Here is a 13,870-nt window from a genome sequence, read left to right as displayed (position 1 = left end):
CCTTCTCAGCGCCAATCAAGCAGTTACATGGACCAGTTCGGGGGATGAGCCGGCCGCAGGGCCTCGGCCGCCTCCAGAAGAAGGGTGAACGTCATGGCTGACATCGCATACCGCACGGCGGACGTGGACGGTCTGAAGGTGTTCTACCGGGAGGCCGGAGCGCCGGACGCGCCCACGTTGCTTCTGCTGCACGGCTTCCCGTCGTCGAGCCACATGTTCCGCGACCTGATCCCGCTGCTGGCCGACAGGTTCCATGTCGTGGCCCCCGATCTGCCCGGCTTCGGCAGGACGGACATGCCCGCGCGGGCCGACTTCGACTACACCTTCGAGCGCCTCACGGACGTGATCGACCGTCTGACCGAGGTACTGGGCCTGGACCGGTTCGCGCTGTACGTCTTCGACTACGGGGCGCCCGTCGGATTCCGTATCGCCACCCGGCACCCCGAGCGGATCACCGGGATCGTCTCGCAGAACGGCAACGCGTACGAGGAGGGGCTGAGCGACGCCTGGAGTCCGGTGCGGGCGTACTGGAAGGACCCGTCGGCGGCCAACAGGGAGGCCGTGCGGATGCTCGTGCGGCCGGAGACGACGGTCTGGCAGTACGAGCACGGCGTCCCCGACGTGACACGGGTCTCGCCGGACGGATACGGCCTGGACAATCATTACCTCGCGCGCGAGGGGGCGGACGAGATCCAGCTCGACCTGTTCCTCGACTACGCGACCAACGTCGCCCTGTACCCCGCGTTCCAGGAGTACTTCAGGACGAGCCGTCCGCCGTTTCTCGCGATCTGGGGCAGGAACGATCCCTTCTTCCTGCCGGCCGGGGCCGAGGCGTTCAGGCATGACATCCCCGGGGCCGACGTCCGTCTCCTCGACACCGGGCACTTCGCCCTGGAGACGCACGCCGAGGAGATCGCCGCGGCGATCCGCGACTTCCTCACCACGTAGGGCCGCCCGCCGGGCGGTCGCGCAGGCAACCCGATCTCAGCGAAGAAGAAGAAGGAGAGTGACATGCCGAATTCCGTAGCAGTGGTCACCGGAGCCAGTCAGGGCATGGGTCGTTCCACGGCGATCCGGCTGGCGCGGGACTTCTCCTCGATCGTCCTCGTCGCCCGCAACCGGGCCAACCTGGAGGACACGGCGGCCGAGGTACGCGAGGCGGGGGCCGAGGCCCTGGTCGTCGACCTGGACCTCTCGGAACCCGCGTCGGCGAGGACGGTGGTCGAGCAGACCCTCGCGGCCTTCCGGCGCGTCGACGCGCTGGTCAACATCGCGGGCGCCGTACCGCAGATCGACCTGTTCGAGATGACGGACGAGCAGTGGGACGCGGGCTTGTCCCTCAAGCTCCACGGGGCGCGCCGTCTGACGGTCGCGGCCTGGCCGGCGCTGGTCGAGTCCAAGGGCTCGGTCGTGCTGATGTCGGGGAACTCCGCCATCTTCCCCAAGGCGCCCTACGCGGCGGTCGGCACGATCAACGCGGCGATCGCCGCTCTCGCGAAGGCGTTCTCCGACCGCGGGATCGCCGACGGCGTCCAGGTGAACAGCGTCATGCCGGGGCCGGTGATGACGAACCGGCGCCGGTCGTACCTCGAACACTGGGCGCCCCTCCACGACATGACCGTGGAGGAGGCGATCGAGAAGTTCCCGCAGAAGGCCGAGATCACCCGCTTCGGCCGCCCGGAGGAGCTCGCGGAACTGATGGCTTTCCTCGTCTCACCCGCGGCACGCTGGATGACGGGGTCGACGTTGCGCATGGACGGCGGGGAGGTCAAGTCCGTCTGACCGCGCGCCCGCACGGTCGAAGACTCGGCGCGTCGCCCGCGCCTTCCCGGGATTCCGCCCGCCCGCCCCGTCACAGCGCGGAGTCGAGGACGGGCGGCCCCGCGTACCGTGAGCCCGCCGGGAAGAGGTCCCGCAGCTGGGGGCGGTCGCTGTGCAGGTCGCACAGCTCCACCACCGTCCCGGAGGGGCCGGCGTTGAGCAGCGGGCGTCCGCCGACCGTCGTGCGGGGGCCGAATCCCAGCGCGGACAGGCGCGCGTTCTCCCGGGCCAGGTCGTCGACCCAATAGCCGATGTGGTGGACGCCTCCGCCCCGGGGAGCCTCCAGCGGCGTGCCGGGGATCGACTCCCACAGCTCGACCGCGAACGGGCCTCCTTCGGAGAAGGTCACCTGGCACTCGACCTCGTGGTCGGCGCCCACCGCGTCGGTCAGGGTCAGCGCGCGGACCCGTGTGGGACGCCAGGAGAGCCCGAACACCTCGCCGAACTCCCTCTTCCCCTCCTCCAGATCCTCGACCGCCACTCCGACATGCCAGATTCGCCGGGTCACTGTCTGCTCCGCTCCTCGGTGGGACTCGTCGTTCCTCAGGGTAGACCCTAAGTGGGCACTCTGCCCACTTAGCTGTTACGGTCGGAGCATGACAGCCCCGAACCAGGCGTTGCGTGCCGACGCGGCACGGAACGTGGACGCGATCCTCACCGCCGCGGCGGAGGTCTTCGGCGAGCTGGGGGCGGACGCCCCGCTCGATGAGATTCCCAGGCGCGCGGGAGTGGGCCGCGCGACGATGCACCGCCGTTTCCCCACCCGCGAGCACCTCTTCGCGGCGATCCTCCGCTCCCAGGTGGACACCCTCGTCGACGCCGCCGAGGCCCGGACCGGCGCCGAGGACCCCTGGGGCGCGCTGCTGGAGTGGATCGGCGCGTACGAGGAGATCGGCGCCCCGTACCGAGGGATGAGCGCCCGCCTCAGCGCGGCTCTCCTGGAGCAGGCCTCTCCCGTCGGCGAGCTCTGCGCGCCGATGAGGACCGCCTTCGACGTGCTGTTCCGGCGAGCCCAGGATCTGGCGCGCGTACGGCGGGACATCTCCTCCGCCGACGTACTCGCCATCATCTCCGCGCTGCCGCGGGATCCGGAGACGGGCCGTGCGAGGACGGCGCATCTCACCGTGGTCCTGGACGGGCTCCGGAGGCCGGCCCCGGAGTCGGCGCGCTCGCTCACCGAATGATTCGACGCCGGTGGGATCGAGAACTCCTGGCGGCAGGAGCCGGGAACTCCCGTCTACACGACGGATCTCCCGCTTGACCCGGCGCGCAAGGCCCTCGACGGGGCCCTGCGCGCCGACACCGTGGCCTGGCGCCGGCGCATGGCCGCGAAGGGGCGGTAGCGGGGTGACCTATCGGGGAGCCGCCGCTCCTTCGCGTACCGGCTCCAGCCGGATCAGAATCCCCTTCGAGGTCGGCGTGTTGCTGACGTCGGCCACGCTGTCGAGCGGCACCAGCACATTGGTCTCCGGGTAGTACGCGGCGGCGCAGCCGGCCGCTGTCGGGTAGGCGACCACCCGGAAGCCCTCGGCGCGGCGCTCGACGTCGTCGTGCCAGACGCCGACCAGGTCGACGCGGTCCCCGTCGTGCAGGCCGAGCGCGTCCAGATCGGACCGGTTGACCATCACGATCCGCCGTGAGCCGCGGATGCCCCGGTAGCGGTCGGTCGTCGTGTACGGGACGGTGTTCCACTGGTCGTGCGAGCGCAGCGTCTGAAGAACGAGATGTCCTTCGGGGGCGGTGAGCATCTCAAGTCTGTTGCGGGTGAAGAGCGCCTTGCCGACGGTGGTAGGGAAGACCCCCTCGTTGACGGGGTTCGGCAGCAGGAAGCCACCGGGTCGGACCGCCCGCGCGTTGTAGTTGTCGAACCCCGGTACGACCCGGGCGATACGGTCCCTGATCGTTCCGTAGTCCGCCTCGAACTCCTCCCAGGGCACGATCACGCGGTCCCCGACCGTCATACGGGCGAGCCGGCTGAGGATGGCCACCTCGCTGAGGAGCTGCTTGGAGGCGGGCTCCAGACGTCCGTACGAGCTGTGGACCTGGCTCATCGAGTCCTCGACGGTGATGAACTGCTCCCCGCCCCTCTGGATGTCCTTCTCGCTCCGGGCGAGTGTGGGAAGGATCAGGGCGGTGTCTCCGCAGACCGTGTGCGAACGGTTCAGTTTGGTCGAGATCTGTGCCGTGAGACGGCAGCGGCGCAGCGCCTTCTCCGTGACCGTGCTGTCGGGTGTGGCCCGTACGAAGTTGCCCGCGAGGCCGAGGAAGAACTTCACCCGGCCGTCGAGCATGGCCCTGATGGAGTCCACCGTGTCCAGCCCGTGCGCGGCGGGGGGTTCGAACGAGAACTCGCGGCCGAGGGCCTCCATGAATGCCTCGGGCATCTTCTCCCAGATGCCCATGGTCCGGTCGCCCTGTACGTTGCTGTGGCCGCGCACGGGACAGGGCCCGGCACCCGGCTTGCCGAGATTGCCCCGTAGCAGAAGGAAGTTGACGATCTCCCTGATGGTGGCCACGGCGTGCTTGTGCTGTGTCAGCCCCATCGCCCAGCAGACGACGACGCGTTCGCTGCCGAGGACGGCGTCGCGCAGCCGCTCGATCCCGGCACGGGTCAGTCCGGTGGCGCTCATGACATCGGGCCAGGTGACCGTCGAGCGGATGTGCTCGGCGAACTCGGAGAAGTCCTTGGTGTGCGAGTCGATGAAGGACCGGTTGAGCACGGTGCCGGGCGATTCGTCCTCCGCCTCCAGGAGCAGCAGATTCAGCGCCTGGAAAAGGGCGAGGTCACCACCGAGCCGGATCTGCAGGAACTCGTCGGCGATCACGGTCCCCGGGCCGATCACGCCGCGTGGTTTCTGCGGATTCTTGAACCGCATCAGACCCGCCTCGGGCAGCGGGTTGATCGCGACGATCCGGCCGCCCCTGTTCTTGGTCTCCTCCAGCGCCGAGAGCATCCGCGGGTGATTGCTGCCGGGGTTCTGGCCCAGGATGAGGATCAGTTCGGCGTGGTGGATGTCCGACAGGCTCACGCTGCCCTTGCCGGTGCCCAGCGTCTCGTGCAGGGCGGCGCCACTCGACTCGTGGCACATGTTGGAGCAGTCGGGGAGGTTGTTGGTGCCGAAGGCGCGGGCGAAGAGCTGGAGGGCGAAGGCCGCCTCGTTGCTGGCCCGTCCCGAGGTGTAGAAGACGGCTTCGTCGGGCGAGTCCAGGCTCCGTAGCTCCTCGGCGATCAGCCCCAGCGCCTCGTGCCAGCTGATCGGCTCGTAGTGGTCGGAGCCCGGCCGCTTCACCATGGGCTCGGTGAGCCGTCCCTGCTGATTGAGCCAGAGGTCCGATCTGCCGCCGAGTTCGGAGACCGAGTGGCGACGGAAGAACTCGGGGGTGACCCTGCGTGTGGTCGCCTCGTCGTTGACGTGCTTGGCGCCGTTCTCGCAGTACTCGTTACGGTGCCGGCTCCCCGGCTCGGGGTCCGGCCAGGCGCAGCCGGGACAGTCGATGCCCCCGACCTGGTTGAGACTGAGCAGGGTCCGGGCGGTGTGCCGGGGCGAGGCCTCCGCGAGGGAGTAGCCGAACGCGTGAGCGACGGCGGGAACTCCGGCGGCCCATGTCTTGGGCGGAGTGATCTCGGGTTCGTTCTCGCTCGGTTCCTTGGTCGGTCGCCTCTTCACCCGGATAGCCTTTCGCCTCAGCCTGTCGGCCAGTTGGGTACTCGCGGATGTTTCTGTCCCGAGTTCGGCCGGACATGGCTGTCGCTGATCGCGCCCCGCCATTCTCCGGTCTCTCGTCCCTGGCCCTCGATGTATTCCTTGAAGGATTTCAGGTCGTTGTGCACGCGACGGTGAACGACGCCCAGCGCGTCTCCGGCGCGCTCCATGAATCCGCGCGGTGAGTACGCGATGCGAAGCGTCACCCGCACCCGGTCGTCGGCGAGTTCCAGGAATGTCACGGTGCCCGAATGACGGGGTCGGCCGAGGCTTCGCCAGCTGACCCGCTCGTCAGGGCTCTGCTCCACGATCTCCGCGTCGAACTCCTGGATCATCGGCCCCAGTTGGGTCACCCAGTGGGTCATCGTCGACTGCGGCCGGTCGATCCGTCGTACCCCGTCCATGAAACGGGGAAAGGTCTCGAATTGCGTCCACTGGTTGTAGGCCACGCGGACCGGAACGTCCACGTCGGAGGAGGCCTCGATGGTTCTCATGAATATCCCGATCCTCTCGCGCCGGATTGTGGCACATGGCCGAAAGGCCGGACCGGAAAGCCCGACATATATAAAGCCTAGGGAGAACCGACCGGGCCCGCCCCTTGAAACGCGCGGACGGCGCAGCCGACACGGATGACACATCCAGGTGGCATCCCTCGATGTTCTGGGATTGATTCGGTCTCACCTTTCGAAGCCCGGCCGGTGTTTTCGCCGGTTCCGACTTCCCTCTGGTGGAGGTGTGCGTCATGGACCCCGGCAGATTCGCCGTGATCTTCCCCGATTCTGCTTTCGTGCCCGTGGTGCTGGGCTTCTTCGGCCTCGGCACCGGATATCTGATCTACGGTCCGCAGGAGCTGCTCCGCGCTCCGCGCCGTAACGCCGATGTCGACCGGGCCATGGGCGTGTGGGGCATCTTCATGCCCGGCCTGTGCCAGTTGCTCGCCGGGATCTATCTCTTCGTCGGGCTCACCTGGTTCCAGGTGTTCACCGACAAGGCGCTGTACATGGCCGCGCTGGCATTCAGCGCGTACGGCATTCACTGGTTCGCGCTGGGCTGGAACCGTTTCCAGCGGACCGGGGTGAAGACGGATGCCGGTATGTGCGTCGCCTTCGTCATCCTGTCGGTACTGGGCATGGTCGTCTTCTTCAGCGCCGGTGCCTGGCCGGTCGGTCTCCTCTTCGTCGGCCTCACCGGTGTGTACGTCTCCAAGTTCTTCATCAGCCTGCCGTTCGACAGGCCCCGGCAGGGCGGGTCCATGGCGATGGTGACGACGGCGGGTGACTGGGGACAGGGGTTCTTCCACACCCTCACCGGTCTGTGGCTGATGTACCTGACCTTCGCGACGACACTCAACATCGCTTCCGGGTACGACCTGCCGGGCGGCTGAGCCGTCCCCGGAGGCGACCGGGGCCCGTGCCGGGGCAGTGGTGCGCGGGTCACTGATACGGACTCCGCCCGGGGATACGGCCGTCGACGAACGCGACCGTCTCGCACAGCGGGGCCCGGCCCGTACGCGGGTGGTCCACCGACACGTCCTCGAACCCGATCGACATGCCGCAGAAGAGCAGGAGATCGTCCGGGGGCGACACGGCCTCCGCGACGCTCCGGTGGAACTTCGCCCACGCCATCTGTGTGCAGCTGTGCAGCCCTTCGGCGCGGAGCAGCAGCATCACGGTCTGCAGATACATGCCGACGTCCGACCACTGGGCCGGGCCCAGGTCGCGGTCGATGTAGCAGAACAGGGCGGCGGGCGCTCCGAAGCAGTCCCAGTTGGCGGAGGCCGCCCGCTGGCGCGCCTCGATGTCGCCGGGCGGGATACCGAGGGCGCCGTAGCGCTGCTCACCGAACCCGGACCGGCGTTCTCGGTAGGGGGATTTCAGCCGGGGCGGGTACTGCGCGTACTCCGGTTCGTCCCAGGGGTCGGCCTCGGCCAGCCGCTCGCCGGCGCGCTTCTTGAGCGCGTCCAGCGGTGGCCCGGTCAGTACGTAGACGTGCCACGGCTGGAGGTTCGACGCGGAGGGCGCCCAGGCCGCCGCAGAGAGTACGCGGTCGAGCACCTCTCTCGGGACCTGCCGCCCGGTGAACGCGCGTACCGCCCGCCGACTCGTGACCGCCTCGTAGACGTCCAAGACCGCCTGCCTCCCAGCATCCATGTGATCTTCGTTGCGCACGAGACGGTATCATTCGATACCGTCTCGTGTTTAACTGTTGCCATAACAAGCCACCCCGGCTCCCCGCCGCAGACACCGCTCCTTGGAGAAAGTCATGGCTACGCTGCTGCACATCGACTCGTCCGTACTCTCGGGCGAGGCGTCCTTGTCCCGGTCGCTCGCGAACACCTTCCGCGAGGCCTGGCGGGAGCAGCACCCCGACGGCACGGTGATCCACCGCGATCTCGCCGTCGATCCCGTTCCGCACATCACGGCCGCCGCGTGGACCGCCGGCCACGCCCCCGCGTCCGGGCGCACCCCGGACCAGGCCGCCGCCTTCGCCACGCGGCTGGAGCTCATCGAGGAGCTGGAGCGGGCGGACGCCGTCCTGATAGGCGCCCCGATGCACAACTACTCGATCCCGTCGACCCTCAAGGCATGGCTGGACAACGTGTTCCTGCCCGGCCGCACCACGGGCGAGGCCCCCTCCGCCAAGGGCACCCCGGCCGTCGTCGTCGCCAGCCGCGGCGGCTCCTACGCGCCGGGCACCCCGCGCGAGGGCTTCGAGTTCGTGCAGAACTATCTGCGGGCCGTCCTCCGGGACAGCCTCTGCCTGGACCTCGACTTCATCGTCCCGGAGCTCACCCTGGCGCCCAGGAATCCGGGCATGTCCGATCTCGTACCCCTCTACGAAGCGTCCCGCGTGCGCGCCTTCGAGGACGCGAAGACCAAGGCGAAGGCGCTGGTCGAGCGCCTCGGGTGATCGCGGGCGGCCGACGCCGCGCTCGGGCTTACGCCTCGCCGTCGGTGGGGTGCGTGATCCGGGTCAGCAGCTCCGTCAGCACCTCGGACTCGCCGGGCCCCAGCCCGCCGACCACACGCTCGGCCAGGGGCTCCGCCGCCGCGTGAGCGGCGTCGAAGAGTTCCAGTCCCGCCGGTGTGATCTCCACGGCCCGCGCCCTCCGGTCCCCCGGAACGGCCTTCCGTACGGCGAGCCCCTTGCCTTCCAGGTCGTCCACGACGCGCATGATCCCGGCCTTGTCCGAGCCCGTCGCGGTCACCAAGTCCCTCTGCACGGTGGGCCCTTCGTTCACCAGGACGATCAGCACGGCGAAATGCCGTAGCTCGATCCCGAGCGGCCGGAGGGCCTCCCCCATCACGCCGGCCGCGTGCCAGTGGGCCCGGCGCAGGAGGAGACCGAGCGCGAAGGGCGACTCGTCCCCGGGGCGATCGGTCGCCCGCGGGGCACCGGCTGAGTGAGGGGGTTCGGCGACCATTCGGTCACCGTACAGCCATCCGCTCATTCAATACGGTCTCGTCCGAAACCAAACTCATCACGCCTGCCGCGGCCCGCTCACCTCACACGGATGTGGACGCGCGCAGGCGGTCAGCCGTCGGCCGTGACGGGCCTGGCGTCGGCCGACGCGGCGAGCCGTCGCAGTGCCGCCTCCGTCGGTGAGCCCGGCTCCGCCGGACGCGGGAATCAATCTCATCGACACGGCGGACGTCTACTCCTCCGGAGAGAGCGAGACCATCGTCGGCGAGGCGCTCAAGGAGCGCCGACGTGACGATGTCGTCCTCGCGACCAAGTTCGCCATGCCGATGGGCGCCGACGCCAACGAGCGTGGTGGATCCCGTAAGTGGATCATGCGCGCGGTGGAGGACAGCCTGCGCCGCCTGGGCACGGACCACATCGACCTCTACCAGATTCACCGCTTCGACCCGGTCACCGAGCTGGACGAGACACTCTCCGCGCTCTCGGACCTCGTCAGGGCGGGAAAGGTGCGGGCCTTCGGCTCGTCGCTGTTCCACCCCGAGCAGACCGTGGAGGCCCAGTGGGTCGCGGAGCGCCGGGGCCATCACCGCTTCCGGTCCGAACAGCCGCAGTACAACATCCTGCTGCGCGGTATCGAGTCCAATGTCCTGCCGACCGCGCGGCGTTACGGCTTGGGGGTCCTGACGTTCGGGCCGCTCGCCTCCGGGTGGCTCTCGGGCCGCGCCGATCCGACGGCGGGACACCGCAACGCGGGCGCGGGGGCGCAGCTGTTCGATCTGTCGGACCCCGGGAACCGGGCGAAGGCCGAGGCCGTACGGAGACTGTCCGAGCTGGCGGACGAGGCCGGCCTGCCGCTGCCGCATCTGGCCACTGCCTTCGTACGGGCGCATCCCGTGGTGACGTCCGTCCTGATCGGGCCCCGCACACCGGAGCACCTCACCGGACTGCTGTCGGGCGCGGGCGTGGTACTCACGGACGACGTGCTGGACCGGATCGACGAGATCGTCCCGCCGGGCACCGACCTGAACCACGGTGACCTCATGTACGTGCCGTCCGAGCTGGCGGACAAGAGGGCACGACGGATCTCGCGCTGACGGTCACGGGGCCGCACGCTCGTCCCTGGGGCGGCCCGGGCCCGTTCCCGGTTCGCCCCAGGAGACGGCGATCATCGCCATGTCGTCCTCCAGCGAGCCGCCCGAGAAGGAGAGCAGGTCGGCCATGAGGTGCTGGAGCATGACGGAGGGGCCGCCGTCCGGCCGCACGGCCGAGCGGCCGGCCACCGCCGCGCTCTCGGCCAGGGGATAGAAGTTGCCCTCGCTGTCCCGCGCCTCCGACACCCCGTCGGTGTAGAGGAGCAGGAAGTCTCCCCGGCGGAAGGGGAAGGTCTCCTCCACGTAGGACGCCTCGCCGAGCCCGCCGAGCCCCAGGGGCGGTGCCGGTTTGCGCACGAAGAGCGGTTCGGCGGAGGCCCGGTGGATCACCAGCGGCGGCGGGTGCCCCATGCTGACCACATGGACCACCTGCCCGTCGTCGGGGATGTCCGCCACCAGCGCCGTGACGAACCACTCCCCGCTCTCGTCGACCGCCGAGTCGAGTTCCGCGAGGCCCCAGTGGACACTGCCCTCCAGATAGGTGGCCAGCTCGGGCAGTGGTTCCTGCCGGTGGGCCGTGGCCCGGAAGGCGCCGAGCATGATCGAGGTGCCGTTGAGGGACGTGAGCCCCTTGCCGCGGACATCTCCGATGAGCAGCCGGGTCGAGTGCTCGGTCCGGGTGACGGCGAACAGGTCTCCCCCGATGCGGCTGTCCGGCTCCGCCGAGCGGTACTCGCTGGCGATACGGAGTGGGCCGGCACGTGGCGGCAACGGTCGTAGTAAGGCCAACTGCGTTGCCTCGGAGACCAGTTGTGCCCTGACGAGCTGGCGCTCGTGCCGTTCGCGCAGATAACAGAAAAGGGTCACGAGCGCCGAGACGACGGTCAGCGAGACAACTTCCAGCACGACACGTTCATCGCCCAGAGCCTGCCGTTCCAGTCCGGCGGTGATCTGGGCCAGCACCGCGAGGGCGCCGATGGTCGCCACGAGACGGGGCCCGGCGAAGGCGGCGGTGAACGTGGGCGCGACGACGAGCAGGGGCGCGACGTGGAGGTTCCGGGGCAGCCATACGTCGATCACGGGCACCGCGATGATGATGGCCAGCGGCACAAGAATCAGGGCCCCACCCGCGATCGGCTGGGGCCTCGAAAGCCTAAAACCGGACCAGCTGCGCATACCTCCTGCATACACCATTCCCTCGACCCGGCCGAACCGACTCGGGCGGGACCCGGTGGAAGGGAGGGGGCGGTGGCGCGCGCCGCGCGCCGGCCCTGGGCTAGGGGGTCAGCACGATCCTGCCGAAGACCTCACCGGCGTCCATCTTCCGGTGTGCCTCCGTGGCTCGGTCCAGCGGGAGGACCTCGTGGACCACCGCCGTCAGCTCGGCACGGCTCGCGGCCTCGAAGTGCTCTGCGCGTACGGCGCGGCGTTCGGCCTCGGGGACGGTGGCCGCGCTGAAGGTGGCGATGGACAGCGATCTCTGGAAGTCGGCCATCAGCTTGGCGCCGAAGGAGGCCGGCGGCTGCCCGGCGACCGCGCCCACCGCGACCAGGCGTCCGTTGGGGTTGAGCCGGTCGAAGAACGCGGGCATGTGCTCACCGGCCGCGACGTCGATGATGACGTCGTAGGCGGAGGGGGCGTCGTCGGCCGTGCCGTTGCCCAGGCGGTCCAGCACGTGGGTCGCTCCCAGGTCCCGCAGCCGTTCGCCGCGCGCGGGCGAGGAGGTGGTGACCGCGACCGCCGCAGCGCCGCCCCGGGAGGCCAGCTGGACCGTCATGATGCCGAGGCTTCCGGCCGCCCCGCGTACGAGGACCGTTTCGCCCGGCGTGAACCGGGCGTGCGCGAGCCCGAAGTGCGCCACGACACCCGCGCTGCCGAGCGTGACCGCGTCGACCGCGGACAGGTCCGGGGGCAGAGCGACGAGGTCGTGGACCGGGGCGACGGCCTGCTCCGCGTAGCCGCCGCTACCGGTGGCCGCCCACACCCGCCGGCCCAGCCAGGACGTGTCGACACCCTCGCCGACCTCCCTGACAATCCCGGCCACCTCGCCGCCCGGGACATGCCCCTCCGTGAAGCCGTACGCGGCGAGGGCACCGCTACGGATCAGCGTGTCCACGCCGCCGACACCGGCCGCCTCCGTGGAGATCAGCACCTGTCCCGGGGCGGGGGCGGGTGAGGGCAGGTCGACGACCGCCAGACCCTCGGGACCCCCGTACTCCTTGATCACGATTGCCATCATGCCGTGTCCACGCCCTTCGATCGACCGCCCACCGGGTCCTACGCTGGAAAGGTAAGCGGACACCTGTGTCCGGTTGAGCGAAGTGAGAGTGACGGCCGACGAATGTCTCGGACTCTGCGCGCCGACGCGCTGGACAACCGCGAGCGCATCCTCACCGCCGCGAGGGAGTTGCTCTCCGCGGAGGGGCTGAACGTGCCGACGCGGAAGATCGCCCGGCGGGCGGGGGTGGGCGCCGCGACCGTGTACCGCCGCTTCCCGGCCCGGCAGGACCTGATCGCGGCCGCCTTCGCCGACCAGCTGCGCGCGTGCCGCACCATCATCGACGAGGGGACGGCCGACGACGATCCCTGGCGGGGCCTGTGCCTGGTGATCGAGAGGATCTGCGAACTGCACGCCCGGGACCGGGGTTTCACCGAAGCGTTCCTGTCGGCGTTTCCGGGGGCCACCGATGTCGTGGGGGGCCGCGAGTACACGGTCAGGGCCGTCGCGGAGCTGGCCCGTCGCGCCAAGGAGGCGGGGAGTCTGCGTGCCGACTTCGTGCTCGACGATCTCATCCTGATGCTGATGGCCAACAAGGGGATCCGCGCGTCCACGGGCGAGGCGCAGGTCGCGGCTTCCCGGCGCTTCGCCGCCTACGTCATCGAGGCGTTCGAGGCGCGCCCCCGGCACACGCCGCTGCCGCCGGCGCCACGGCTGACCTCGTCGGCGCCGGGGTAGCGGGGTGTGGGCTCAAGCCGGCTCGGAGCCGTACGGGCACCGGCCTTTCAGCAGTCGCCCTCTCGCGCCCGTCCGGTTCCGGTTCCGGGTTCGAGCGGCCCGGAGTCGGCCTTGAGGACCTTGAACGCCTGGTAGGCCTCACGCGCGTACACACAGTCGCCCCCACCGTCCGCGTACACACCAGTGCCCAGGACGGACGCGTCACCGGCCGGTGCCTCCGCGTCCATCGCGACGCGCAGCTCGAAGGAGAGCGACGCACCGGGACCCACGCGCGTACGGCCGAGACGGCCGCGGTTCTCGTCGGACTCGTCGAGCGGGACGCCGGTCCACCTTCCGGTGGCCGGGTCCCTGAACTGGAGCGTGACGTGCGTGAAGTCGGTGAAGATGTTCTCGTCGTCCACCTGGGAGGCGAAGACGTCGAGGCCGACGCGCTGATGGACGCGGTCGCCGGTGTTCGCGACGTTCAGCCGGAAGGCCTGGAAACCGCCGCCCGCGACGATCTTCGTCGGCAGCCCCGAGAAGGTGGTGCGCAGGTTGTCGTCGAAGGGGTGGGTGCCGTCGTCGCCGCACGACACACCGCCGCGCGAAAGCGACGGCGAGCCGGGGCCGGCGGCGGAGACGGCGGCGCTGTCTTGGGTCGCGTATGCGACGGGCGCCGCCAGCAGCACGGCCGGCGCGATCGTGACCGCCACGGCGGAGAAGGCCAGGCAGCGACGGAACTTCATGGCGACTCCGGGGGGGCTGTGGTGGACGGTGCGTCTGGGAAGACGGTCGGAAAGCACCGCGCGTTGCCCGTTCCACCGAGATCCATCGCCCGGATGTGTACGGAGACGAGCTCGCGATACGTACCGCGTAGCCGCCCCACCGGCCCGCGA

General features: G+C 69.8%; 15 protein-coding genes. 7 read left to right on the top strand and 8 right to left on the bottom strand.

Going from position 1 to position 13,870, the window contains the following annotated elements:
- Positions 1-93: 93 nt before the first annotated feature.
- Positions 94-948, top strand: coding sequence for an alpha/beta fold hydrolase (locus tag ACFWU9_RS05175; protein ID WP_384314999.1), 855 nt, complete (start codon positions 94-96; stop codon positions 946-948).
- Between the two features lie 63 nt (positions 949-1,011).
- Entirely contained in the window at positions 1,012-1,782 is a 771-nt protein-coding gene (locus ACFWU9_RS05170; RefSeq protein ID WP_384314998.1) for an SDR family oxidoreductase, read from the top strand.
- Positions 1,783-1,852: 70 nt separating this feature from the next.
- Here ACFWU9_RS05170 and ACFWU9_RS05165 read toward each other — a convergent pair whose 3' ends face one another.
- Positions 1,853-2,329 (bottom strand): VOC family protein, encoded by a 477-nt coding sequence (locus tag ACFWU9_RS05165; protein WP_384314997.1) that lies wholly within the window; start codon positions 2,327-2,329, stop codon positions 1,853-1,855.
- An 88-nt stretch (positions 2,330-2,417) separates the two neighbouring features.
- Here ACFWU9_RS05165 and ACFWU9_RS05160 point away from each other — a divergent pair, with 88 nt between their 5' ends.
- Positions 2,418-3,005, top strand: coding sequence for a TetR/AcrR family transcriptional regulator (locus ACFWU9_RS05160; RefSeq protein WP_384314996.1), 588 nt, complete (start codon positions 2,418-2,420; stop codon positions 3,003-3,005).
- Between the two features lie 168 nt (positions 3,006-3,173).
- Here the strand turns inward: ACFWU9_RS05160 and ACFWU9_RS05155 are convergent, their stop codons facing one another.
- Positions 3,174-5,489 (bottom strand): FdhF/YdeP family oxidoreductase, encoded by a 2,316-nt coding sequence (locus ACFWU9_RS05155; RefSeq protein ID WP_384314995.1) that lies wholly within the window; start codon positions 5,487-5,489, stop codon positions 3,174-3,176.
- Between the two features lie 17 nt (positions 5,490-5,506).
- Positions 5,507-6,019 carry an SRPBCC family protein gene (locus tag ACFWU9_RS05150; protein ID WP_384314994.1) on the bottom strand — a complete coding sequence of 171 codons (513 nt, stop codon included), beginning with the start codon at positions 6,017-6,019 and terminating at the stop codon, positions 5,507-5,509.
- 248 nt (positions 6,020-6,267) lie between these two features.
- On the opposite strand from ACFWU9_RS05150, the gene ACFWU9_RS05145 reads away from it, so the two are divergent.
- Positions 6,268-6,909 (top strand): hypothetical protein, encoded by a 642-nt coding sequence (locus ACFWU9_RS05145; protein WP_384314993.1) that lies wholly within the window; start codon positions 6,268-6,270, stop codon positions 6,907-6,909.
- A 49-nt stretch (positions 6,910-6,958) separates the two neighbouring features.
- Here the strand turns inward: ACFWU9_RS05145 and ACFWU9_RS05140 are convergent, their stop codons facing one another.
- The gene (locus ACFWU9_RS05140) at positions 6,959-7,651 is read right to left on the bottom strand and encodes a nitroreductase (protein ID WP_384315152.1); all 693 of its coding nucleotides are present in this window, start codon (positions 7,649-7,651) and stop codon (positions 6,959-6,961) included.
- Between the two features lie 136 nt (positions 7,652-7,787).
- Here ACFWU9_RS05140 and ACFWU9_RS05135 point away from each other — a divergent pair, with 136 nt between their 5' ends.
- The gene (locus ACFWU9_RS05135; RefSeq protein WP_384314992.1) at positions 7,788-8,435 is read left to right on the top strand and encodes an FMN-dependent NADH-azoreductase; all 648 of its coding nucleotides are present in this window, start codon (positions 7,788-7,790) and stop codon (positions 8,433-8,435) included.
- A gap of 28 nt (positions 8,436-8,463) precedes the next feature.
- On the opposite strand, the gene ACFWU9_RS05130 is transcribed toward ACFWU9_RS05135, so the two are convergent.
- Positions 8,464-8,949, bottom strand: coding sequence for a MarR family winged helix-turn-helix transcriptional regulator (locus ACFWU9_RS05130; protein WP_384314991.1), 486 nt, complete (start codon positions 8,947-8,949; stop codon positions 8,464-8,466).
- 178 nt (positions 8,950-9,127) lie between these two features.
- Between ACFWU9_RS05130 and ACFWU9_RS05125 the strand changes: the two genes are divergently transcribed.
- On the top strand, positions 9,128-10,042 hold the full coding sequence (locus ACFWU9_RS05125) for an aldo/keto reductase (RefSeq protein WP_384314990.1): 915 nt from the start codon (positions 9,128-9,130) through the stop codon (positions 10,040-10,042).
- Positions 10,043-10,045: 3 nt separating this feature from the next.
- Here ACFWU9_RS05125 and ACFWU9_RS05120 read toward each other — a convergent pair whose 3' ends face one another.
- Together ACFWU9_RS05120 and ACFWU9_RS05115 are read right to left on the bottom strand one after the other, a co-directional pair.
- Entirely contained in the window at positions 10,046-11,149 is a 1,104-nt protein-coding gene (locus ACFWU9_RS05120) for a PP2C family protein-serine/threonine phosphatase (protein WP_384314989.1), read from the bottom strand.
- Between the two features lie 166 nt (positions 11,150-11,315).
- Positions 11,316-12,278, bottom strand: a complete 963-nt coding sequence (locus ACFWU9_RS05115; RefSeq protein WP_384314988.1) for a zinc-binding dehydrogenase — start codon at positions 12,276-12,278, stop codon at positions 11,316-11,318.
- 102 nt (positions 12,279-12,380) lie between these two features.
- Here ACFWU9_RS05115 and ACFWU9_RS05110 point away from each other — a divergent pair, with 102 nt between their 5' ends.
- A complete protein-coding gene (locus ACFWU9_RS05110) occupies positions 12,381-12,995 on the top strand; it encodes a TetR/AcrR family transcriptional regulator (protein ID WP_384314987.1) in 615 nt (204 codons plus the stop codon).
- Positions 12,996-13,042: 47 nt separating this feature from the next.
- On the opposite strand, the gene ACFWU9_RS05105 is transcribed toward ACFWU9_RS05110, so the two are convergent.
- Complete coding sequence (locus ACFWU9_RS05105; RefSeq protein WP_384314986.1) at positions 13,043-13,720, bottom strand: hypothetical protein; 678 nt, start codon at positions 13,718-13,720, stop codon at positions 13,043-13,045.
- Between the last annotated feature and the right edge of the window lie 150 nt (positions 13,721-13,870).

It is taken from the genome of Streptomyces sp. NPDC058653, assembly GCF_042716895.1.
Classification (GTDB): domain Bacteria; phylum Actinomycetota; class Actinomycetes; order Streptomycetales; family Streptomycetaceae; genus Streptomyces.
Note: the sequence above shows the minus strand (reverse complement) of the source record. Positions and strands in the feature narration are given on the sequence as shown.

Bases quoted from the DNA above. Each gene is read 5' to 3' on its own strand.
- ACFWU9_RS05145 (WP_384314993.1), top strand. From the start codon at position 6,268: ATGGACCCCGGCAGATTCGCCGTGATCTTCCCCGATTCTGCTTTCGTG.
- ACFWU9_RS05105 (WP_384314986.1), bottom strand. From the start codon at position 13,720: ATGAAGTTCCGTCGCTGCCTGGCCTTCTCCGCCGTGGCGGTCACGATC.
- ACFWU9_RS05170 (WP_384314998.1), top strand. From the start codon at position 1,012: ATGCCGAATTCCGTAGCAGTGGTCACCGGAGCCAGTCAGGGCATGGGT.
- ACFWU9_RS05175 (WP_384314999.1), top strand. From the start codon at position 94: ATGGCTGACATCGCATACCGCACGGCGGACGTGGACGGTCTGAAGGTG.
- ACFWU9_RS05150 (WP_384314994.1), bottom strand. From the start codon at position 6,019: ATGAGAACCATCGAGGCCTCCTCCGACGTGGACGTTCCGGTCCGCGTG.
- ACFWU9_RS05160 (WP_384314996.1), top strand. From the start codon at position 2,418: ATGACAGCCCCGAACCAGGCGTTGCGTGCCGACGCGGCACGGAACGTG.
- ACFWU9_RS05130 (WP_384314991.1), bottom strand. From the start codon at position 8,949: ATGGTCGCCGAACCCCCTCACTCAGCCGGTGCCCCGCGGGCGACCGAT.
- ACFWU9_RS05135 (WP_384314992.1), top strand. From the start codon at position 7,788: ATGGCTACGCTGCTGCACATCGACTCGTCCGTACTCTCGGGCGAGGCG.
- ACFWU9_RS05110 (WP_384314987.1), top strand. From the start codon at position 12,381: ATGTCTCGGACTCTGCGCGCCGACGCGCTGGACAACCGCGAGCGCATC.
- ACFWU9_RS05115 (WP_384314988.1), bottom strand. From the start codon at position 12,278: ATGATGGCAATCGTGATCAAGGAGTACGGGGGTCCCGAGGGTCTGGCG.